This is a genomic window from Thermococcus sp. Bubb.Bath (assembly GCF_012027595.1).
GTDB lineage: Archaea > Methanobacteriota_B > Thermococci > Thermococcales > Thermococcaceae > Thermococcus.
This window is the reverse complement of the sequence record NZ_SNUR01000002.1, coordinates 213,181-234,952: the sequence shown is the minus strand read 5'-3', so window position 1 is coordinate 234,952 and position 21,772 is coordinate 213,181. Positions and strand designations below refer to the sequence as shown.

The 21,772-nt window shown below is 55.1% G+C and carries 21 protein-coding genes, 1 tRNA gene, 2 rRNA genes and 1 pseudogene; 7 read left to right on the top strand and 18 right to left on the bottom strand.

Translation table 11 applies throughout. The features are described from left to right. Nucleotides 1-37: 37 nt before the first annotated feature. Nucleotides 38-259 carry a hypothetical protein gene (locus E3E29_RS06445; protein WP_167910305.1) on the bottom strand — a complete coding sequence of 74 codons (222 nt, stop codon included), beginning with the start codon at nt 257-259 and terminating at the stop codon, nt 38-40. A 50-nt stretch (nt 260-309) separates the two neighbouring features. Between E3E29_RS06445 and E3E29_RS06440 the strand changes: the two genes are divergently transcribed. Beyond that, complete coding sequence (locus E3E29_RS06440) at nt 310-789, top strand: HIT family protein (protein ID WP_167910147.1); 480 nt, start codon at nt 310-312, stop codon at nt 787-789. Here the strand turns inward: E3E29_RS06440 and E3E29_RS06435 are convergent. Next, complete coding sequence (locus E3E29_RS06435) at nt 749-1,333, bottom strand: indolepyruvate oxidoreductase subunit beta (protein ID WP_167910304.1); 585 nt, start codon at nt 1,331-1,333, stop codon at nt 749-751. The genes E3E29_RS06440 and E3E29_RS06435 overlap by 41 nt on opposite strands. An 87-nt stretch (nt 1,334-1,420) precedes the next feature. Here E3E29_RS06435 and E3E29_RS06430 point away from each other — a divergent pair, with 87 nt between their 5' ends. Then, nucleotides 1,421-2,110, top strand: a complete 690-nt coding sequence (locus E3E29_RS06430; RefSeq protein WP_167910146.1) for a class I SAM-dependent methyltransferase — start codon at nt 1,421-1,423, stop codon at nt 2,108-2,110. A 15-nt stretch (nt 2,111-2,125) separates the two neighbouring features. Here the strand turns inward: E3E29_RS06430 and lysS are convergent, their stop codons facing one another. Beyond that, the gene (gene lysS / locus E3E29_RS06425; RefSeq protein ID WP_167910303.1) at nt 2,126-3,706 is read right to left on the bottom strand and encodes a lysine--tRNA ligase; all 1,581 of its coding nucleotides are present in this window, start codon (nt 3,704-3,706) and stop codon (nt 2,126-2,128) included. Nucleotides 3,707-3,785: 79 nt separating this feature from the next. On the opposite strand from lysS, the pseudogene E3E29_RS06420 reads away from it, so the two are divergent. Both E3E29_RS06420 and E3E29_RS12045 read left to right on the top strand, forming a co-directional pair. Beyond that, a pseudogene (locus E3E29_RS06420) lies at nt 3,786-4,223 on the top strand (PhoI); the annotation flags it as partial. Nucleotides 4,224-4,406: 183 nt separating this feature from the next. Next, nucleotides 4,407-4,781, top strand: a complete 375-nt coding sequence (locus E3E29_RS12045; protein ID WP_342764686.1) for a hypothetical protein — start codon at nt 4,407-4,409, stop codon at nt 4,779-4,781. Between the two features lie 86 nt (nt 4,782-4,867). On the opposite strand, the gene E3E29_RS06410 is transcribed toward E3E29_RS12045, so the two are convergent. The 10 genes from E3E29_RS06410 to E3E29_RS06365 all read right to left on the bottom strand — a co-directional run bounded on the left by E3E29_RS06410 (nt 4,868) and on the right by E3E29_RS06365 (nt 15,254). Continuing rightward, a complete protein-coding gene (locus E3E29_RS06410) occupies nt 4,868-5,434 on the bottom strand; it encodes a DUF366 family protein (protein WP_167910145.1) in 567 nt (188 codons plus the stop codon). Between the two features lies 1 nt (nt 5,435). Continuing rightward, the gene (locus tag E3E29_RS11825; RefSeq protein ID WP_240922796.1) at nt 5,436-5,633 is read right to left on the bottom strand and encodes a hypothetical protein; all 198 of its coding nucleotides are present in this window, start codon (nt 5,631-5,633) and stop codon (nt 5,436-5,438) included. A 311-nt stretch (nt 5,634-5,944) separates the two neighbouring features. Beyond that, nucleotides 5,945-8,971: ribosomal RNA gene (locus tag E3E29_RS06400) — 23S ribosomal RNA — on the bottom strand. A gap of 107 nt (nt 8,972-9,078) precedes the next feature. Further along, a tRNA-Ala gene (locus E3E29_RS06395) sits at nt 9,079-9,155 on the bottom strand. 53 nt (nt 9,156-9,208) lie between these two features. Next, nucleotides 9,209-10,696 (bottom strand): 16S ribosomal RNA (locus tag E3E29_RS06390). The 16S and 23S rRNA genes sit together here with 1 tRNA gene alongside, the layout of an rRNA operon. A 541-nt stretch (nt 10,697-11,237) precedes the next feature. Beyond that, the gene (locus tag E3E29_RS06385; RefSeq protein ID WP_167910144.1) at nt 11,238-12,077 is read right to left on the bottom strand and encodes a ribose-phosphate diphosphokinase; all 840 of its coding nucleotides are present in this window, start codon (nt 12,075-12,077) and stop codon (nt 11,238-11,240) included. Between the two features lie 70 nt (nt 12,078-12,147). After that, complete coding sequence (locus E3E29_RS06380; protein WP_167910143.1) at nt 12,148-12,852, bottom strand: DUF1614 domain-containing protein; 705 nt, start codon at nt 12,850-12,852, stop codon at nt 12,148-12,150. Between the two features lie 9 nt (nt 12,853-12,861). Continuing rightward, the gene (gene psmB, locus E3E29_RS06375; protein WP_167910302.1) at nt 12,862-13,470 is read right to left on the bottom strand and encodes an archaeal proteasome endopeptidase complex subunit beta; all 609 of its coding nucleotides are present in this window, start codon (nt 13,468-13,470) and stop codon (nt 12,862-12,864) included. A 36-nt stretch (nt 13,471-13,506) separates the two neighbouring features. Continuing rightward, nucleotides 13,507-14,238, bottom strand: coding sequence for an ABC transporter ATP-binding protein (locus E3E29_RS06370; RefSeq protein WP_167910142.1), 732 nt, complete (start codon nt 14,236-14,238; stop codon nt 13,507-13,509). Further along, entirely contained in the window at nt 14,235-15,254 is a 1,020-nt protein-coding gene (locus tag E3E29_RS06365; protein WP_167910141.1) for an iron ABC transporter permease, read from the bottom strand. The genes E3E29_RS06370 and E3E29_RS06365 overlap by 4 nt, the downstream gene beginning before the upstream one ends. Nucleotides 15,255-15,332: 78 nt before the next feature. Here E3E29_RS06365 and rimI point away from each other — a divergent pair, with 78 nt between their 5' ends. Together rimI and endA are read left to right on the top strand one after the other, a co-directional pair. After that, on the top strand, nt 15,333-15,833 hold the full coding sequence (rimI, locus tag E3E29_RS06360; RefSeq protein WP_167910140.1) for a ribosomal protein S18-alanine N-acetyltransferase: 501 nt from the start codon (nt 15,333-15,335) through the stop codon (nt 15,831-15,833). 11 nt (nt 15,834-15,844) lie between these two features. Beyond that, nucleotides 15,845-16,354, top strand: coding sequence for a tRNA-intron lyase (endA, locus tag E3E29_RS06355; protein ID WP_167910139.1), 510 nt, complete (start codon nt 15,845-15,847; stop codon nt 16,352-16,354). Between the two features lie 15 nt (nt 16,355-16,369). Here the strand turns inward: endA and E3E29_RS06350 are convergent, their stop codons facing one another. The 5 genes from E3E29_RS06350 to E3E29_RS06330 all read right to left on the bottom strand — a co-directional run bounded on the left by E3E29_RS06350 (nt 16,370) and on the right by E3E29_RS06330 (nt 20,670). Continuing rightward, nucleotides 16,370-17,020, bottom strand: coding sequence for a DUF835 domain-containing protein (locus tag E3E29_RS06350; RefSeq protein ID WP_342764690.1), 651 nt, complete (start codon nt 17,018-17,020; stop codon nt 16,370-16,372). Then, nucleotides 17,001-17,183: a hypothetical protein gene (locus E3E29_RS06345; RefSeq protein WP_167910137.1), complete on the bottom strand. Its 183-nt coding sequence runs from the start codon at nt 17,181-17,183 to the stop codon at nt 17,001-17,003. The genes E3E29_RS06350 and E3E29_RS06345 overlap by 20 nt, the downstream gene beginning before the upstream one ends. Before the next feature lie 129 nt (nt 17,184-17,312). Next, on the bottom strand, nt 17,313-18,500 hold the full coding sequence (locus tag E3E29_RS06340) for a glycine C-acetyltransferase (protein ID WP_167910301.1): 1,188 nt from the start codon (nt 18,498-18,500) through the stop codon (nt 17,313-17,315). 48 nt (nt 18,501-18,548) lie between these two features. Then, the gene (locus tag E3E29_RS06335) at nt 18,549-19,016 is read right to left on the bottom strand and encodes a metal-dependent hydrolase (protein WP_167910136.1); all 468 of its coding nucleotides are present in this window, start codon (nt 19,014-19,016) and stop codon (nt 18,549-18,551) included. A 31-nt stretch (nt 19,017-19,047) separates the two neighbouring features. Next, a complete protein-coding gene (locus tag E3E29_RS06330; RefSeq protein WP_167910135.1) occupies nt 19,048-20,670 on the bottom strand; it encodes a hypothetical protein in 1,623 nt (540 codons plus the stop codon). A gap of 121 nt (nt 20,671-20,791) precedes the next feature. Here E3E29_RS06330 and E3E29_RS06325 point away from each other — a divergent pair, with 121 nt between their 5' ends. After that, nucleotides 20,792-21,772: a replication factor C small subunit gene (locus E3E29_RS06325; protein WP_167910134.1), complete on the top strand. Its 981-nt coding sequence runs from the start codon at nt 20,792-20,794 to the stop codon at nt 21,770-21,772.

Below are 21,772 nucleotides of genomic sequence, written 5' to 3'. Positions count from 1 at the left end.
TAACACTCATTCCCATGGGGATAATTAAGCTTTTCCATTAAGCCTCCCTGAAGGCAATGGCCGCGAGCTTTCTGGCCGTCCTCCTCGCAAGTTCAATGGGAATAAGCGCCAGGGCAAACAGCACTAATGCAACCCCAACGGATGCTTTCCCCAGAGGATTCCAGAGGAGGATAGCAAACGCCAGGAGCATTATCAAGAGCCCAGCAGATAGAGCCTTCCTGTAAAAACTGTAGAGTTCTTCTGTCTCGCCCAACTCCATCACCGTAAGGGGGATAAAGCAGTTGGCTTTAAAGCCTTTCAGGTGATGGTATGGAGTGTCCGTTTTGTAAGCCAGAAATGGAGGTAGTGCTCTACGAGGACAGTCTGATTAGAATACTGGCAGATTCTTATCCAGCCAGCAGGGGGCATATGCTCGTCGTTCCAAGGAGGCACGTGGAGCGGTGGATGGAACTCACAGAGGAGGAAAAAGGGGCGCTGATCAGGGGAGTTGAAATCGCAATGAGCGCACTCTCCGAGTCCCTCAATCCAGACGGGTTCAACATCGGCATGAACCTCGGAAGGGCCGCAGGACAGACGGTTCCACACCTCCACGTCCACGTCATCCCCCGCTGGGAGGGCGACTGCAACCATCCGCGGGGCGGGGTGAGAAAGGCAGTTCTGGACGTGGAGGACGAGAACTTGAACATGAAGGAGCGCTGGAGGAAGAACAGAGTGGGAAAAGAGGAATTGAAAGCTCTCAGAAGGGCTTTCACGTTTTTGACAGCTCGATTCCCCTCTCAAGGGCCCTGAAGTTGATCTCCCAGAGCTTCTCGCGGAGGGTTGTTCTAATGCCCTCGTAGAGGCTCTCCTTTTTGAGGGGGACAAAGCCCTTTCCGAAGGCGTAGCCGAGCATGAGAACTCCCAAAGTTCTCGGGTTTATCTTATCCGCTTCCTTCTGGAAGTCCATCATGTAAACGGGGCAGATTTTACCGATGGCCTCCCTTATCTCGTCGAGTTCAGGATAGCGCTCCTTGCCGACGAGGGTTGTTGCCGTATGTATCGGGTAGGCGTTGATTATCGCGTGGCTTTTATTTCCGAGAAAGCGCGCGTTTCTGAGTGCCTCCGCAGGTTCGAGGGCGAGCATGAGGTCTGCTTGACCTTCCTCAATGAGGGGCGAGTAGACCTCCTCCCCAAAGCGGAGGTAGCTGAGGACGCTCCCGTAGCGCTGGCTCATTCCAAGGGTTTCACCTATTCTGACGTTGTAGCCTTTGTGCATGGCGGCGTTTCCCACTATCCTCGAGAGGGTGAGGCCGCCCTGACCACCGACACCAGTGATTATGAGGTTGAACTCCATCGACACCACCGCACCCAGTAGTCACCGGCGTTTTTAAGGGTTAGGCAGGCGGGAAGGTATTTAAAGTTGAAAGGGGAAGGAGCAAACATGACGTTCGAAAAGTACTACACGGTCTTCAATGCATACAGCGACATATACTCCGATGAGTACAGAAAAAGGATTGAAACGCTTGAGCCACTCCTTCTCAAATACATGCCTAAAAAAGGCAGGGTTCTCGACTTAGCATGTGGTGTCGGGGGATTCTCGTTCCTGCTGGAGGACATGGGGTTCGATGTTGTGGGTATTGACTCAAGTGGATTCATGATCGAGAGGGCCAAGGAGTACGCGAAGGAGAAGCGTTCAAAAGTGGAGTTTATATTGGGGGATGCAAGGGAGCTCCCGTTCGAGGAAAACAGCTTCGATTACGTGCTCTTCATTGGAGACAGCATAGTCCACTTCGACCCACCGGTCCTGAACAGCACCTTCAAGGAGGTGGCCAGGGTTCTGAAGCCTGGGGGAAGGATGCTGCTACACTTCCTCGACCTGAGGACGTTCCTTCCCAAGCTTACAAGCGGCCAGGTAATCGGCGCGGAGTACTGGATAAGCAAAGTTCTGACCGATCCCGATGAAAAAAGCGCGGTCATAGAGTTTCAGAGCGAGAAGGACTCTTTTAGAGTAAGATTTAACGTGTGGGGAAAAACGGCCGTAGACCTTTTAACAAATCTGTACTTCAGAAAGATTGCGGAGGAGAAGGTCAACGAGTACTCTTATTTCCAGGTTTATGTTCCAAAGAAGTGAGAAAGGGGAACAAAGTCATGCCTCCATGCGGAGACGTCTTATCACAAACCCCCTTTCTAGAGAGGCCAGGAACGGGGCCAGCCTCGGTCCACGGTCTTTGCCGATGAAGACGTTGTAGAGGGCCTTAAACCACTTCTTGCTCGGAATTCCGCGCTTCTTTGCCGCGTCGAATATGGCGTTGTTGAGCTCGTCAACGGTGAACTTCTCGTGGTTCTCCAGCCACTCTGCCACTTCTAGCATCGCCTCCCTGACGTTGGGCTCAAGTTCAATTTCAGGGGGCCTCTCAAGCAGGCTGAACGTAACGTCCTCCGGCGCGTACTTCTCGACCCAGTTCTTGGCGAGCCTTATGCGGAGCCTTATCCTCTCGATGTCCTCATCGGTGAGGTTCTCCGGGACGTGGCCCTGCTCCTGAAGGACTCTTATTACTCCCTCCTCATCGAGGTGGGGCATCTGAACTAGCGTGACTAGGAACCTGAAGGAGGCCTGTGCCAGGAGTCTATCCGAGAGCTTCGGCATTGAAAGCTCATAAGTCCTCTTCAGTTCCTCCTCTTCATCCGGGTTCTTTGCCTTCTCAAGTCCGAAGTATATCCTCTCAACCTTGTCGAACTCGTCGTAGAGGTTGAGCAGGCCGAGCCCGAGGTCTATCTTAAGCTCCTTGTTCGGGCGAGCCTTCGCGTAGATAAAACGAATTATTCCAGGTTCGAGTACTTCGTAGAGGTCGCTCAGGAGGATGACGTTGCCCTTTGAGCCGCTCATCTTGCCCTTCTGGCCCTTTATTCCTACGAACTCGTACATGAGCGTGAGCGGCGCCTTCCAGCCGAAGACCTTCTCCACTATCTCCTTTCCAGTGTCGTAGGAGCTTCCGGCGGCAAGGTGGTCCTTTCCAGCGGGCTCGAAGTCAACCCTGAAGTGGGCCCATCTCATAGGCCAGTCAACGCGCCAGCGGAGCTTGACGTTGCCCTCACGGATGTCAGTTTCTCCCTCCCTGCCACAGTGGGGGCACTTATAGCGAACCTTCCACTCACCGTCCCAGGAGACGAACTCGGCTTCCCTTCTGCACTGGGGGCAGTAGACCATGACCGGCTGCCAAGAATCCTCAAGGTGCGGCTGCTTTGCCCTGTCGCGGAATTCGTCGAGGATGGCCTTTATCTCGTCCCTCTTCTCAAGGGCAAGCCTTACTTCCTCAGCATACTCACTGCTCTTGTACAGCTCGTAGGCGTGGAGGAAGTCCACCTCGATGCCGAGCTTTGAGACCTCCTCCTCAAAGAGGCTCATGAAGTGCTCGGCGTAGCTGTCGTGACAGCCCCAGGGGTCCGGAACCTCACGGACGGGCTTCGTGAGGTGCTCCTTCCACGCGGGCGGGACGTTCTTGGGAACCTTCCTAAAGCGGTCGTAGTCGTCCCACATGTGGATGTGCCTCACCTTCTTGCCCTTGTCCCTTAAGGCGTGCCCGACTATGTATGCGGTGAAAAACTCGCGGAAGTTGCCTATATGAATGTAACCGCTCGGGGTTATCCCGCTCTCTACTACGTACTCCTCCTTGTCGCCCCTTTCATGGATTATCTTCTCGGCCATGTAATCAGCCCAGTGAACCATTCTCACCACCGCGCTTAGCTCGGGAAACCCCCTTTTAAGGTTAAGGTCCATCTTGAACTACTCATTCAAGGGCAAAATTTATAAACTTGACAGGGGCTCCGGGAAGAGAATAGAGGTCTACGCTTACAAGGGGAGAACCCGGAAGGACATGGGGATCCCAGTCTTTGGCTATGCCCTGGGTCTTCACGGGCTAACTCTAGCGGACGAATACCTTCGCGAGAAGGCCGAAGAGAATGACATCCCGGAGGAGAGGCTCCGCTACCTCAAACTGGGCCTCAAGAAGAGGAAGGAAACGAAAGCAGGGTTAAAAGTTGGCATCGTCTGGGAAGACGGAAAACCGAGCGAGATAACTCTCAAGCTCTCGACTACCGAGCCGCGGATAAGGATTCAAGGACTTTACGGGGAACTGATGGGGAAATCGCGCGGTGAACTAACGAGGACGGATGACTGGTACATCGTCGTTCACGCGGAGGATTTCGCCAACGCCCTCCACAAGGTTATGAGCGCTTTCGGATGAGGAACGTATTTACCCAAAACAACCTTTTATTTTTGGTGGAATCTATGGTTTCAAACTGGCTCCTATGGAGCGGTGTCGCCGCCTCGTTTATTCTGGCAGCAATATACGGAACAAGAAAACTCGGGCCAGAGTGGAGTGGGTGAACAGAAAAATAACCATTTCAGCATTGTCCCGGCCGTTTTGATGTTCTATTACGGGCTGCTCCCTATATGGGTATTCAGCGCCGCCGCCTTTGCCTTTGGGATGTTCCAGGTATGGCCTCACTTGAAGCGGAGGGAGTGTTCATGGTACCGGATAGGGTACAACTGCGGGCTGTCTTTTTCGCCTTCTCCTCCTCGGTATCCTCCGATATTTCAGAGGAAGCACACACTGCGCTTCTGCTGGCGATTGGCGGTAAGCGATGGGGTTACAGGGATAATCAGGCACTACTACTTCAGGAGAAACGGCTTCAATGTAAAGCTCAAAAAGCACTGGACAGGAAGCTTGGGCTACTTCCTCACCGCCCTGCCAATAGCCCTCTGGCTCCTCGGCGGGGGAATAATAGGAAAGGCCGTATAGGCGGTCGTTCTCACGCTAACCGAGTATCAGAGATGGCTCGATGATAATCTGGCAGTTCCACTCGTCGGGAGCGCTCTGTTCTTTCTCTACTGAGCCCAGCGCACCTTCAGACTGTCCTTCTTTACCTTGTTAAACTCGGCAACAAAGGCATTTCCGGTTTTCTCCATGAATTCATTAACGTCTGTGATGCCGAGCTCCTTCAGACCGATGGCCTCGACCCCCTCTGGGATTCCCTTTGCCTCGACGTTTATCCCGATGTGGATCTTTACGCTGACCGGAGAGACGGTGGCTATTGATATGCTGAGCTTTTTCCCATTAACGTAGATGTCATCACCCCTCCTTTCCGTCCTTACCCCGTATTCGGACAGAACCTCGCACAGCTTCGCTATGAAGAGCTTCTGGAGCGTCGAGGCGAAGAGGGTGTTCACGAGCTCGAACACCTCAATGATATAGTGCACCATGTCGTCGCTCTTTATCTCCTTGCTTTGACGGAGGTCTTCGATGTCTATCATCTCCCCAACCTTGACGTCGCACTTCCCGCGAAAGACGATGATAGAGTTTCCAAGGATTCCAAAGTTCCTGTAAGCCCAGTGGCTCTGAATAGCCGAGCCGTCGTAGTCTATTCTTTTGTCCTTGACGATGAGGAGTTCCATCTCAACCACCCCAATCCAGTTTTTCCAAGAGTTGTTTGAGCCCCTCAAAAGACTTTACGTCGATCCACATGTGGATGAAGTCCACTTCACGAAGCTCCATCTTAATCCTGTCAACGTGGATTGCCCTGTCATCGACGTAGATGACGTCGTCGATGGTGTAGCCGATCGATTCAAGCTCCTCGATGGTTCTCCGTATCATGTCAGCTTTATCGGGATGCCCCTCGATTTTAGGGAAGAGGAAGTAGCCCCAGAGGCCAAAGCCTTTGAGGATAGGCTTGACTTTCTCCCCGATGTTCCAGCTGGCTATTGAGAGGAGAGAGCGCTCAGTAGCCAGTCGAGGAATTCCCGGACACCATGAAACAAGTGCAGTTCTTCACCGTAGGCATCAACAAGGTGGTCGCCACAGGAAATCGCTATTGCAGTTAAAGGCAACGATTGCAAGGAGAACAGAATTTTCAGAGAGTTATTGGGGCTGAGCCGTGCATAGGCGAGCTGGTCTCTCAGACGTCCCGCCCGGGGCACTCGGGCGATTGGGAGCGGCAGACTGAACGGGTCGGTTTCCCTTCCCGCTTACATCCCCGCCCCATCAACCGGGTCTTCTTCCCGGGCCCTCGTCCTGGGCAACGGACCGGTCACCCAGGCCCAACGCCCAGGAGTGGCCGCCTGTTTTCGGGGGCCGCTTCGGCCTTAGATGCTTTCAGGCCTTATCGGCTACGGCGTAGCTGCCCGGCTGTGCCCTGTAGGACAACCGGTAGACCAGAGGCCGCGGCTCCCTGTTCCTCTCGTACTGGGGGAGCCTTCCCCTCAGGTGGCCAACACCTCCGGTAGATAGCATCCGACCTGTCTCACGACGGTCTAAACCCAGCTCACGTTCCCCTTTAATGGGTGAACACCCCCACCCTTGGCCCCTGCTGCAGGACCAGGATGGGAAGAGCCGACAGCGAGGTAGCAAGCCTCGGGGTCGATATGGGCTCTCGCCCGAGACGACTCTGTTATCCCCAGGGTAGCTTTTCTGTCATCCCTGGCCCCCACCGGGGAGGCTCAGGGGTTCGCTAGGCCACGCTTTCGCGGCTGGACCCGCCTCTGTTACGGGTCCAGTCAGGCCGGCTTTTGCCCTTGCACTCTACGGCGGATTCCTGACCCGCCTGAGCCGACCTTAGGGCACCCTCGATACCTTTTCGAGGGTGTGCCGCCCCAGCCAAACTGCCCACCTACCGCTGTCCCCGCGTCGCGGGTTAGCCATACGGCAGAGGGTGGGCGGTGTCTCATGGACGGCTCCACCCGCCCCGGAGGACGGGCTTCGACGCCTCCCGCCTACGCTGCGCACCCCCCGCCGTATGGCAACGGCAGGCTGCAGTAAAGCTCCATGGGGTCTTCGCTTCCCACCGGAGGTCCCAGGCATATGCGCCTGGCAGAGGTTTCGCCGGGCCCCAGCCGGGGACAGTGGGGACCTCGTTACGCCATTCATGCAGGTCGGCATTTAACCGACAAGGAATTTCGCTACCTTAAGAGGGTTATAGTTACCCCCGCCGTTTACCGGTGCTTCACCCGGTTGGACCCGGGCTTCACATACCGGCACTGGGCAGGCGTCGGCCCCAGTACAAACCCTTTCGGGCTAGCTGGGACCTGTGTTTTTACTAAACAGTCGGGTCCCCCTAGTCACTGCGACCTGCGGATTACTCATCCGCAGGCACCCCTTATCCCGAAGTTACGGGGCCAATTTGCCGAGTTCCCTCGGCTGGGTTTCCCCCGACACGCCTTAGGCTTCTCACCCAGGGGCACCAGTGTTGGTTCTCGGTACGGTCACGGTGGATCGTTCCTAGAGGGCTTTTCACGGGCCCCAGGGATCGGCGGAACCCCCCTTACGGGAGGCCCATCACGCTTTCATCCGGTTCTCGCCATTACGGCACTCCCCGGACTTATACGCTTAGCCGGCCTTGTGGGCCGGTCCGCCTACCCCGAGGCGTCACCCTCTGGGCTTGCGTTGCCGCACCTACCACCGTGGTACGGGAATATAAACCCGTTTCCCTTTCGCGGGCGCCGAGTTACGGACCCGCTTAGGACCGACTAACCCACGGCTGACGAACATTGCCGTGGAACCCTGGCCCCTTCGGCGGCCGGGATTCTCACCCGGCTATGCTGCTACTCCCGGCAGGATCCACAATACCGACGGGTTCACTGGACCTTACGGCCCAGCTTCAGCCCCATCGGAACGCCCGCCTACCCGATCACGGACCAATCGGTCCGTGCGCCGGGGTCTCGGCAGCCGGCTTGAGCCCCGTCCATTTTCGGGGCCCCTGACCTCGACGGGTGAGCTGTTACGCACTCTTTAAAGGATGGCTGCTTCTAAGCCTACCTCCCCGCTGTCTAAGGCCAGGGACACCCTTTGGAGTAACACTTAGCCGGCATTTAGGGGCCTTAACCCCGGTCTGGGTTGTTCCCCTCTCGGTTGACGGCTTACACCGCCACCCTACTCCGGCCATCTACAGCGGCAGTGGGTTCGGAGTTTGACAGGGAGCCGGGGGATTTCTCCCCCTAAACCCCCAATCAGTGCTCTACCCCACCACCTACCTCCGGCCGGGCTATCCTGGGGGATAATTCGGCGGGAACCAGCTATCGCCGGCCTCGATTGGCCTTTCACCCCTAGCCCGAGGTCACGGGAGCGAATTGCACGTCAGCACCCCTAGCGGGCCTCCATCCCTCGGTTGAGGGACTTCACCCTGCCCCGGGCTAGATCGACCGGCTTCGGGTCTCATCCGAGCGACTCCGGGCGCTTTCACACCCCGTCCCTCACCCTTACGGGTTGCGGACCTGTCGGTTTCCCTGCGGCTTCGGGGTTGACCCCCTTAACCTCGCCGCTCGGATGAACTCCCTGCCCCGTGATCCAAGACGGACGGTGCAACTCCGGTCGCCTTCCCTCGTACTCCACGGTCGCCCGTGTTTCCTTCGGGAAGGGTCAGCCCTTTCGAGCCGTACCCTCCTATCGCCGCCTGGTTTCAGGCTCTTTTCACCCCCCTTCAGGGGTGCTTTTCAGCTTTCCCTCACGGTACTAGTTCGCTATCGGTCTTGGGACGTATTTAGGGTTGGGAGCCGATGCCTCCCAGCTTCCCGCCGGATATCCGACCGACGGTACTCAGGGACACCGCAGGAGCTCGGGAGCTTACGCCTACGGGGCTATCACCCTCTACGGCACCGCGTTCCAGCGGACTTCGACTTCACTCCCAGAGCTCCGACGCGGGCCCTACTACACCACATCCCCCAGACCTTTCGGCCTAGGGTTCAGTTTGCCCTGTGCCGCTTTCGGTCGCCCCTACTAACGGCATCGCTTTTGCTTTCTTTTCCTGCGGGTACTAAGATGTTTCAATTCCCCGCGTTCCCCCTCCCGACTGGGAGTGCGGCAAAGCCGCAGGAGGTCCCATTCGGGAATCCCCGGTTCGACGGCTGCCTGCGCCTCGCCGGGGCTTATCGCAGCTTGCCACGCCCTTCGTCGGCGCCCCAAGCCGAGCCATCCACCAGGCGGCTCAATTGCCACCGGGCGGGACGTTTTCTGGACCAGCTCGCCTATGCACGGCCCTCACTGTGACCCCTGTTCGAGGTCTCAGGCCCTTCCACCCCAAGCAGAGCTTGGGATGTGCACCTCTTCGTGGTGGACCGGCCGGGATTCGAACCCGGGGCCTTCGGCTTGCAAAGCCGACGCTCTCCCAGGCTGAGCTACCGGCCCACTGATGGCAGGCCCGACATCTCTTAAACCCCCCGGACGGATTTTCCGGCAATAGGAGGTGATCGAGCCGTAGGTTCCCCTACGGCTACCTTGTTACGACTTCTCCCCCCTCACGGAGCCCAGACTCGACTCGGCCTCCCCGAAGGGAGACCAAGCCTCATCCAGACCCCGCTCGGGTGGAGTGACGGGCGGTGTGTGCAAGGAGCAGGGACGTATTCGCCGCGCGATGATGACACGCGGGTACTAGGGATTCCAGCTTCACGCGGGCGAGTTGCAGCCCGCGATCCGAACTGGGGACGGGTTTAGGGGATTCCCTTCCCCTTTCGGGGTCGGATCCCATTGTCCCGCCCATTGTAGCGCGCGTGTAGCCCGGGGGTTTCGGGGCATACTGACCTACCGTCGCCCGCTCCTTCCTCCGGCTTATCGCCGGCGGTCCCCCCAGAGTGCCTCCTCCCCAGCGGGGAGGACTGGCAACTGGGGGTGCGGGTCTCGCTCGTTACCACACTTAAGTGGACGCCTCACGGTACGAGCTGACGGCGGCCATGCACCTCCTCTCGGCGTGTCCGGCAAGACCTTCAGCCTGGCCTTCATCCTGCCGTCGCCCCCGGTGAGGTTCCCGGCGTTGAATCCAATTAAACCGCACGCTCCACCCCTTGTAGTGCTCCCCCGCCAATTCCTTTAAGTTTCAGCCTTGCGGCCGTACTCCCCAGGCGGCGGGCTTAACGGCTTCCCTTCGGCACCGGGCGAGCCCGAAGCTCACCCGACACCTAGCCCGCATCCTTTACAGCCAGGACTACCCGGGTATCTAATCCGGTTCGCTCCCCTGGCCTTCGTCCCTCACCGTCGGACCCGTTCCAGCGGAGCGCCTTCGCCACTGGCGGTCCTCCTGGGATTATAGGATTTCACCCCTACCCCAGGAGTACCCTCCGCCTCTCCCGGTCCCAAGGCCTGCAGTATCCCCAGCAAGCCCCACGGTTGAGCCGTGGGATTTCGCCAGGGACTTACAGGCCCGGCTACGGACGCTTTAGGCCCAATAATAGCGGCCACCACTCGGGCCGCCGGTATTACCGCGGCGGCTGCCACCGGCCTTGCCCAGCCCTTATTCCCAGAGCTCTGTACACTCCGGAAAAGCCGTGGCGATGCCACGGCACTGGGGGTCCCCCCGTCGCGGTTTCCCGCATTGCGGAGGTTTCGCGCCTGCTGCGCCCCGTAGGGCCTGGACCCGTGTCTCAGTGTCCATCTCCGGGCTCCCACTCTCATGGCCCGTACCGATCTTCGGCTTGGTGGGCCGTTACCCCACCAACTACCTAATCGGCCGCCGGCCCATCCTCGGGCGGGCAAAGCCCCTTTCGGCCTGAGGACCTTCCAGTACCTCTGGCCTATGGGGAATTAGCCCCAGTTTCCCGGGGTTATTCCCCTCCCGAGGGTAGGTTACCGACGTGTTACTGAGCCGTCCGCCGGTGCGCGCAGAGCGCACCCCATGACTCGCATGGCTTAATCGGACCCCCATAGCAGTGGCCTCCGGCAGGATCAACCGGAATTGAGCAAGGAGTACGGCCGGTGGGACTTCCCTCAAGGGGAAGTACCAAATATCCGTCCGGGGTTTGGTCGAGATGTCGGGCCTGCCTTACCCCCGAGGGACCCTCCTTCCGGAGTTTCCTCGGGAGCGCACGTTTTTGTGACCCGAGCTGGAGGGCGGGGTTCATTATGGGTACTTTGCACCCTGTCCCCCCGACGCCGCCGTCTTGGCGCTCGGGTTTTGTCGCGCCCTGTTCGGGCGCTCCACCCTATAGGCGGGAATCCCACCAGTACAAAATTTTTGCAAAACATTTATCCGGGGAGATTTTTAGAAAAGAAACTGTTAAGATTCCTCAATAAAATACACAAATTTGAACATAAAATTGACAAAAATTTTACGAGGGAGATCGAAGTGGGGACACCATGACAAACAAAATAACTGGTACATATCCTAATCCCAAAGATCCAAACAATTCACACAACACTTCAACTGAGGGAAGAGCAAGGAGCATAAAGAGACACCACCTTGGACAGACAAGAAAAAGTGAAGAGAACAACAACCGATTAAAGCCTCACTATATCCGGAACTATACTTATCTTCGAGACCGGAGTGGGTATAGTGTTGGTAACCGCGAGCTCATCAACGGCCTTACTCACCCTATCTATAGCACCCTCTGCAAAGACCCCGTGGGTTGCCGCAACGAACACCCTACCAGCACCCATCCACTCCAGAAGGTTAGCGGCTTTAATCATAGTCCCCCCAGTGCTTATTATGTCATCCACTATGAGAACGTTCTTGCCTTCTACATCTATGTCAACGGGCCTCATCTTAACCTCCGTCGGAGAGATGCGCCTCTTCTCAAAGTGGCTGAACTCAAGACCGAGCCTCTCGGCCACCGCCTTCGCCCTCTCCCTAGCACCCTTGTCAGGGGCCAGAACGATCCCCTCCCCAAGCTTTTCCTGGAAGTATTCAGCTATTGCCCGCGCCGGCGAGAGGTTAACGGCCTTCCCCGGGAAGAACCTTAGGGTCTCCGGGTTGTGTATGTCAACAACGTAGAGCTCGTCGTAGTAGAGCCCCAGAGCCCTCATGACAGCCCTAACGCTCACCGGTTCCCCTTCCTTCGTGACCCTATCCTGCCTTGAGTAAGCCAGGTACGGAACTACGAGGCGCAGCCGGTCAAATCCCCTCTCACGGAGGGCATCACCCAGAATAAGGGCCTCCAGGATGTTCTCGTCCTGCGGCTTGTAGGTGGATTGGATAACCATGGCCTCCTCACCGGACGAGAGAACCCTCACGTACTTCTCCCCGTCGGGGAACTTCCTTATCTCCACTTTTCCAAGGTTCACGCCAAGGCCCTCGATCTCTTCCCTGAGGTGAGATGCACCGGATCCAACGACTATCATCACGATCACCTCTATTGCCGCCAGCCTGTAAATCACTTCCCCTTAAAAAACCGACTGTGACGGGAATATGTCAAACGAGTAGAACCGCTATGATCCCGGCCAGGAATATTCCGTCGAAAGTTCCCGCACCCCCAATGCTAACCATCTGGGCACCAAGGTTTTTGATGCGCTTCCAGTTCATGAGATCCGCCCCTATGAGAACCCCCATTGTCCCACTGGCGTAGGCTATCAGGGGCTTATAAGGACCACCGAAGATAAAAGCCAACAAGACGGCAATAATGGGAGGAACAAGGGTCGGTATCGCGATGCCAACTCCCGGAACAGGTCTCGCAACGGCATGGCTGAGGAGCGCGGCAACTGCAACCGCAACCAGCACCTCACCAACAACTGCATATTCGCCAATACCCCAGAGCCTTACGAGCTCATACAGGACGACGCTGAGAGGCACGAGGGCTCCCCCCACGTTGACTGAGATTACAATCTTCTGCTCGGCCCAATCAAAATAGGGGACAGGATAAGCGATGCCAAAGAACCGGGCCTCCCTAACCCTGACCACGGGCACGTAAGAACTCTGCTCCGCTATTGGGATGTTTATGAAACTACCGAAGATGGAGAATAGGAAGAGCGAGTAAGCCACTGGTATAGGAATTCCCAGCCTCTGAAAAGCTGCAGTAACGATGCCAGAGAATACCGTAAAGAAGAGCAAAAAGAGGAGGACAAACAGGAACAGAAAAGGAAGGGTAAGCGGGGGAACAAGATAACGATAGCGGCTCATGGCCTGCCATCACTCCTTGAACTCAACGAACTCGTCCTTCATCCCATCTTTGGTTATGGTAACGACCTGAACCTTCCTGTCCCCCGTGTAGACGTCCCTCTTGCCGGCAGTTCTAACGGCCCTGATGGCCAGTCCCCTCGCCTCGTCAATGTTCATGCCGTCCTTGTAGCCATCCTCGATTATGGCTATGGCAAACGGGCTTCCAGACCCGGTAGCGGTGTACTTCTCAAACACGAGGCCGCCGAGGGCGTCGAGGCTCGCAAGCGTCGGTTCGTCCACGTAGCCGCCGATGAGAATCTGAACCATGTACGGGAACCACTTGTTCTCGTTGAGTATGTTGCTGAGCAGGTTGGCCATGGCCCTCGTCGTCATTGGCTTCCCCCACGTGAACTGGTAGTACCTGGCCTGGGCCTCAAGGGTCCTAGCAAGGGCCTGGACGTCACCAACGCTTCCAGCAGTCGTTATCGCTATTCTGTCGGTTATAGGGAGTATCTTCCTTATGTTAAGCGTCTCAACCATGTGGTCGAGTGAAGCCTGAGTGTCAGCGGCGAGAACTATTCCGTCCGCTGCCTTTATACCCACAGTGGTCGTCCCGGTTTTCTTCTCGGGGATGTTCATTTCCCTCACCTCCAGAAGACTTTAGGGCAGGGGGATTTAAAGGTTTGGCATGTCAATAGATGCCACGACCGCACGACCCAGTGAGCCATCGACGAACTCCATCTTGACACCGTAAACCTTCTCGAGAACAATCGGCGTAAGCTCCTCCCTCATTCCCTCCCAGACCGTTTTCCCGTTGGCGAGGATTAGAACTCTGTCCGCGTATCTAAGTGCTAGGTTCAGGTCATGGAGAACTGCCACAACTATCTTCTCACCCTTCAAGCTCTTCAAGAGTTCCATTACTCTTAAGGCGTGGTTCACGTCGAGGTGACTGGTCGGCTCATCGAGGAGGAGAACTTTACCTCCCTGCGCAAGAGCCCGGGCTATGAGAACGAGCTGATACTCCCCCCCGGAGAGCTCAAGGATCGACTCCTTCCGCCTGTCCCACATACCAACCCTCTTCAGGGCCTCCTTCGTGTCGCCGCGGGTGAAGTACGTCCCCATCTCAACGAACTCTTCTATAGTGAAGTTGAACTCTGGGAGCGAACTCTGGGGCACGTAGGAAACGAAACGGGCGCGCTCCATAGGCTTCATCGAAGTAACATCGATGCCGTCAACCAGCACCTTCCCCTCCGGTTTGAGCACGCCGGCTATGCACTTGAGAAGGGTTGACTTGCCGGCGCCGTTGGGGCCGATTATTGCAAGAAGCTCCCCCCTCCTGGCCTCAAACCGGACGTTATCAAGAACCCTTCTATCGCCGTACGCAAAAGAAACCTGAACCTCCATCATTCCCTAAGCTCACCCCTCTTGTACTTCCGTAGGAGATACAGGAAGAACGGACCTCCCATCATGGCGGTGACTATTCCTACAGGAACTTCATCCGGAGTCGCCACAGTTCTGGCCAGGAGGTCAGCCGTTACCATGAGCAAACCGCCAAGGAGTGCCGCGTTGACCGTCAGCCTTTTATGATTCGGCCCCACAAGGATGCGAGCCATGTGCGGGGCCATAAGACCTACAAAGCCTATTACTCCTGATGTGGCAACCGCCACGGCCGTAACGAGCGCTATCAGAAAAATCAAGATCTTCCTGAAGAACTCAACGTCGAGGCCAATGGCAACGCTCTCCTCCTCCCCAAGGAGCATCAGGTTGAGCTCCCGCCACTTCCACAGGAGAAATGCGAGAGAGGGAATGCCAACAAGGAGCATCTCCCCTACCTTCCGCCAGTTGGACCCATTGAAGCTGCCGAAGAGCCACATGAAAGTCAGATCCGCCCGTTGACCCAGCGTCCAGACCATGTAGGTGGTGACCGCGCTCGCTATGAAGCCAAAGGCCACCCCAGCCAAGAGGAGCGTGTCAACTGGGATTCTGCCGTCCACTTTGGCCACACGGTAGACGATGTAAACGGAGGCAAGGGCAGATATGAAAGCCAGCTCAGGGATACGGGATGGGAAGTAAACGAACCCAATGGCTGCTCCCATGGAGGCACCAGCGCTGACGCCTATTATGTACGGGTCCGCCATTGGGTTTTTGAAGAGGGCCTGTGATGCAACGCCGGCCGAGGCCAGTGAGAGACCCACCATATATGCGAGAAGAACCCTCGGCAACCGGAACTCGCAGATTATGAGGAATGGAATCCTTTTGGGAGGGTTCCCTGTCGATAGACCTAAGGATGATTTGATGCCGTAAGTAAGGATACCCGTTATCTCACCCGGCGAATAGCTCACGGAGCCAATGTAGAGCCCCAGAAAGAGGGAGCCCACTGATAATACGGCGAGGGTCACGATTACCAGCCGGTGGTTCTTCATGGAGATGGATTAAATGTCCGGGTGTTTAAACGTTTTCGGTTCCTCAACGCTTAAAAATTGGGGAGAGTATGTTATACCATGAGTACATCCGTCAGGGAAGTTAGGGAAAGAATCCCCCTTGCAATGGTCACCATAAGGCCGGCGAGGATCTTCGACATAAACGAGGTTATGATGATAGAGCGGGCCTCCTTCCAAGAGCAGTACCCCCAGAGCCTGTTCATGATGTTCCTTGAAAACAACCCCAACACTTTTCTCGTGGCGGAATACGGGAGGAAGGTAATCGGCTACGTCATGGGCTACCTCCGCCCGGACATGGAGGGACATATAATGAGCATAGCCGTGGATCCGGCTTATCGGGGCAACGGCATAGGCTCGACCCTGCTCACGGAGGCAATAGAGAGGCTCATCCGAGAAGGGGCGAGGTACATAGGCCTTGAGGTGAGGGTGAGCAACATCGGGGCCATAAAGCTCTACGAGCGCTTCGGCTTCAGACGGGTGAAGAGGATAATAGGCTACTACTCCGACGGCGAGGACGCCTACTACATGCTCCTGCCAGCAGACGAATGGCGCGGAAACTGAGGTGTTGTAAAATGGCGATGAAGTTCCTCCTGAGCGGCGACAGGGTCTTCTCCAGCGACCAGAACGCCATAAATGGGCTGTACAACAAGAGATATTACGGAAAGGTCGTGGAGGGGAAGCTGTACCTTTCCCTCATTGAAGCAGCATACCTGGCGGAACGTGGAAGGATAGAAGTCTTCGACGGAAAGAAGAGGCTCTCCTTCGAGGGACTCCTCGCTATGGGAAGGGAAAGGGACGAACTCTTCGACGCCAAATACCTCGTTTACCGGGACCTGCGTGACAGGGGATACACGGTGAAGTCCGGCCTCAAGTTCGGCTCCCACTTCAGGGTTTACAGGCGCGGAATGGAGGAGCACTCCCAGTGGCTGGTATGGGTCGTTCCAGAGAACTCCCGCCTGAGCCCGAACGACATAACCGCCCGCGTCAGGGTGGCCCACGGCGTGAGGAAGAACATGGTCATGGCCGTCGTTGACGAGGACAACGACGTGGTTTATTACAAGATCGAGTGGGTGAAGTTTTGACGGGAGATTAACTCATCACAAGTCCTTGAGACAACCCAGCTCTCTCCTCAGCAGGTTCCACTCCTTCTCTTCGAAGGAGGACTTCTCGACGGGAACGAGCACCACGGTGTTGTTTAAGGCTGCATGGTCCTTTAGGGTGGAGAGAAACCTGTAGACGGGCACGAAGCCGTTTTCTATCATCAGATACTCAATTCCATCAAGGTAAACTAACTTGGGCGACTCATCCCGCCGCATAAAGGTGACGAGGGTATGGAGCAGATACTCAAGCCTGTGGGGATCCACACAGCCATCGCCGCACTCGGCCGTTGTAAGCCACAAAACAGGGATCTCCTTGAGATTAAGTGCCCTCCTCACGCTTTTTGGGGCCGCGCGGGTTATTATGACGGGGGCACGGCCCTTAATGAGCCTTGACAGGAGGGCGAGGCCAGAACCGGAGGGGGTAATGTAAACCCCTGGGGGCACCTCCTCAACTTCCCCACTTATCTCCACAACGGGAACGAGCTCGTACCGCTTTGTTATGGATGATATCATACTCACCCAGCCAAAGATCAGAAGAAGGAGGCCTGTGAAAAGGAGGATGTTCCCAATAGCACCTAATAGACTCTCCCTGCTCCGCTCTAAGCGAATAAATTCCGCATCATTAAAATCAAGTGGAAGAAAGAGCACCTTTGCCAAAGAAAAGACCGAAGGTTATTAAATTGTACTGGTGAGAGAACTGTGGATAGTGTGAGATGAAGGGGCGTCTGTAGTACACGCTGAGCGCGGTTATGGCGAGCAGCGCAGCGAGGGCAATCCCTGCAATAACAATGTGTATGATGTTCGTTACCACGTCCTCCCCCCAAATACGTAATACGTAACGGAAGTTTATAACTTTATTCCCCATCAGTCCCCCATTAAGATCCCGCCATTGATCATAAAAGCAAAATCAAAATGGGATAAAAGGTTCAAAGTGAGAACTTCACTTCAAAAATCCCGTCTTCTTCCCGAGGTCCTCGAAGGCATCGATAACGTACTGGAGGTCCTCCTTGCTGTGGCCGGCTGAAGGCTCGAGCCTTATCCTTGCGGTTCCGAGCGGGACGGTCGGATAGACTATGGCCTGCGCGAAGATGTTGTACTCCTCGTATAAGCGCCTTGAGAACTCCTGGGCGCGCTTCTCGTCGTAGAGCATGACCGGCGTAATCGGGTGTTTGGTTCCTCCGAGGTCGTAGCCGAGGTTCCTGAGCCCGTTCTGGAGGAAGTGGGTGTTGTCCCAAAGCTTCCTGACGAGCTCGTCGCTCCTCTGGAGTATGTCCACGGCGGCTATTGCGGCGGCGACGTCGGGCGGGTTGGGCGCGCTTGAGAAGAGGAACGGCCTGGCCCTCTGGCGGAGGTAGTCGATGGCCTCTTCCGGACCGGCAACGTAGCCGCCTATGACACCGAAGGCCTTGCTTAGGGTCCCCATCTCGAAGTCGACCCTGTCGTGGAGCTTGAAGTGGTCAACGATGCCTCTTCCGCCTTCTCCAAGGACACCCTCACCGTGGGCGTCGTCGATGTAAACTATCGCATCATACTGCTCGGCCAATTCAGCCATCTCTGGAACCTTGGCGAGGTCACCGTCCATCGAGAAAACACCGTCACTGACGATGATTTTCTTCTTCTTGTCCCTGTTCTCCTTGAGCCTCTTCTCGAGGTCCTCCATGTCAAGGTGCTTGTAGATGACCTTTGGGGCGCCGCTCAGCCTCATACTGTCTATGATGCTCGCATGGTTGAGCTCCTCGCTGATGAACACACCGTCTTCACCCTTTTTGAGGAGCGCGCTGAGGGCTCCAAGGTTGGCATTGTAGCCGCTCTGGAGGAGTATTGCCGCTTCCCTCTTCTTGAACTTGGCCAGCTTCTCCTCAAGCTCCTGGTGGAGCTCCATTGTTCCGGCTATGGTTCTAACCGCTCCTGCACCAACACCGTAGTCGAGAATAGCCCTTATAGCCGCGTACCGTATCTCGGGGTGTGCGGCTAGGCCGAGATAGTTGTTCGAGCACATGTTGAGAACTTTCTTGCCGTCAACGACCACCCACGGGCCCTGGGCGCTTTCGAGCTTTCTAATGGTCACGTAGAGCCCCTTATCCTTAAGCTCCTGGAGCTCTTCCCTAATCCAGTCCAGTTTCGTCATGAGAACCACCGCATCCCTTTGGGCATCAAGGTATAAAAGTTTTTCACTTCACAGGTTGGTGCATCGGGCTATGAGGACGAAAAGGGCAATGAGGAACATTGCAAACCCCCCTCCAACATCCAGCCGATACTCCCTGCGCGGCTCAGGGTAGCGTTCTATGACTTCAACCCCGAAGTGCACGCTGCTCACACCTCCCCAAAGCCTCAAAGACAGCCCCCACCCGCGCCTGCTCAACGGATAAATCGGCGGAATAACCCCAGTAAAGAAGTCCAGGAAGAGGTGGCTGGCCCAGCCAAGGACGAAGAGAAGAGGGTATCCCCCAACAATCCAGCCGAGGAGCATAAACGGGGCGAAAACCAGCAACGAGTGGAGGTAGGAGCGGTGTTCCTTGGCGAGGGCATCTAAATCCGGAAAAACGGCCCCTATCATCAGGATAAGCGCGCTAATCAGGTTAGGGGAATGAGCCAGCGCAAGGTAAGCAAGGGTCGGTATCGAGGCGTGTTCAAAGGGATTCATCAAAAACAAAAATGTAAAAATACTTAAAAACTCACCTCTCGGTGGAATTCCCCCTCACAGGATAGAATCTATGATGCGGGTCAACTGGAAAAGTAGTAGTTCCAGGGCTTTCATGTACTTCAAAGTAAGTAACCGGGACAATGTAGCTTCTGTTATCCCTCATATAAAGGAACATGCCCTTCATTTTGTAAACTGTGATATCAAATCTCCTGTGAACAGGGTAAGAGTGGGTGAAGTGAACCCCAACTTTGAATACATTGGAATCGTTTTCGGACATTCCAATAGCGAATCCTGCAACTGGGAGTGCTCCAAGGTCATCAACTGAAACTCCTACAGAGAATAAAGGGCTATACTGGGAGCTAGTGTGTATTCCCCAGTTTGTCAAGTGGAAATTCCCTGTAAACACATAGTGTTTGTATTCATCGAGATTTGATGTCTCCTCACCAAACTTTTTGAGGAGCTCAGATCCGTTATCCTCATTGAAGATACCACTCCATCCCTTTAGTTCTGCTCCACCATAAGTTTTCTCAAAAGTTGGAACGACTATCGTAAAGAAAGCCCTAGTATCTGTTGGCATTAGCCAGCGATGCCCCTCATCATCTTTACCATCTTTGATAAGCCTAAACCTGATCACCGCGTAATGTCCCACTATCCCCCCCATCACATAGCAACCATCTGAAGATAAATTTCCCGCACCAAAATCTGGATATCGCTCAATCCACTCCCTTTCACCTTTCAATGCAAAGATTGAACCTGCAGATACCTGCGTCACAGAAGTCCCAGTATTCTCAACACCCAATGTGGAGAAGGATATTGAAACTCCTGACTCACTATGAGTCACCATAAAAAGTTCGAGATGGCCAGATTCATATCCGCTCTTTTCTCCCCAGAAGTGCATGACAACAATGGGAATACTAGCGTTTATACCATAGGAACCCGGTAAAATCCCCTCTGGCTTCCAGTACATACATAGCAAACCATTCCCATAGCACTGCTCATTAAAGCGGTTTGGAACCAAGCTCATTATGAACCTCTCATCTTTTTCAGTCTGCTCATTCTCGTACTCATAAAAATCATCATCCCAAATCGAATCTGCACTTACAGTTCCATTACCTTTCTGGGGCTTTGATAGATTTAGATATGAATCCGGAAGCTTCATCATCAAAGGTGAGGCTTCAACCTTGGTGCTGTATCCCTCCAAAATCCTGTCCACGCGGATGGGGACTGAAAAGGCAGTTGAATACAGATGATTGTCCTTTTGGACTGTTCCAAGAAAGAGTATCCCTGGATTAACAGATTCTGGGTCAATACCCATCCTAACCATGTAATCATTCCATATCTTAGAATATTTGAGGAGGGCCTTAAAGTTCATTCTGAACATTCCATTCCCGCCATAAAACCCAAGAAAGACCGGCGTACCATTCGGCAGCATTCCGACAGTGGTGAAAGTACCATAGCCCTTTCCGAAGTGCACGGCGAATCTCTCGGCCTTGTTCACAATAAAGCCCGAGAGGGGAGATTTGCTGTATGTCACAGTGACCTCATTGAAATTGTCGGCTGCAACTTTTGTAAAGAAATAGTTAACTGAAATACCAAATAAAAACAGCACCAACAGAGCGGCTCCAATCTTTTTGAGAGACATCATTCGCATCACCACCATATGAAAAAAAAATAATTTAAAAACTTTTCGTTGTATCGAATAATAGAAGTCCTCAGAGCGAAAGCAATGTAAAAGGTTAAGAAGAAAACAGACCCAAATATCAGAGGGGATAACCATGCCAGAGGAAGTTAAGGAAGTTAAGATTCTTGAAAAGCCCTGGGTTGAGAAGTACCGCCCGGAGCGGCTCGATGATATAGTCGGTCAGGCTCACATAGTCAGAAGGCTCAAATACTACGCCAAAACCGGTTCAATGCCCCATCTGCTCTTCGCAGGGCCGCCTGGCACAGGCAAAACGACTTCTGCGCTGGCTTTAGCCAGAGAGCTCTTCGGAGAGGGCTGGAGGCACAACTTCCTGGAGCTTAACGCGTCGGATGAACGTGGGATAAACGTCATCAGGGAGAAGGTGAAGGAGTTCGCCAGGACGAAGCCGGTGGCAGGAGCTAGCTTCAAGATAATCTTCCTGGATGAGGCAGATGCACTGACACAGGACGCACAGCAGGCCTTAAGAAGGACTATGGAGATGTTCTCGAACAACGTGAGGTTTATCCTGAGCTGTAATTATTCGTCCAAGATCATCGAACCCATACAGAGCCGCTGTGCCATCTTCCGCTTCAGGCCGCTCAACGATGAGGCAATAGCCGAGCGCATCAAGTACATCGCCGAGAACGAGGGGCTTGAGCTCACAGAGGAGGGACTTCAGGCGCTTCTCTACGTCGCAGAGGGCGACATGAGGAGGGCAATCAACGTCCTCCAGGCCGCCGCTGCCCTCGACACGAAGATAACCGACGAGAACGTCTTTCTCGTCGCCAGCAGGGCTAGACCTGAGGACGTGCGCGGCATGATGGAGCTCGCCCTTGAGGGCAACTTCCTGAAGGCCAGGGACAAACTGAGGGATATCATCCTCAAGCAGGGCCTCAGCGGCGAGGATGTGCTCATCCAAATGCACAGAGAGGTCTTCAACCTCCCGATTCCCGAGGACAGGAAAGTGGCCCTGGCGGATAAGATAGGCGAGTACAACTTCCGCCTCGTTGAAGGGGCCAACGAGATGATACAGCTCGAGGCGCTCCTGGCTCAGTTTACCATAATGGGCAAGTGA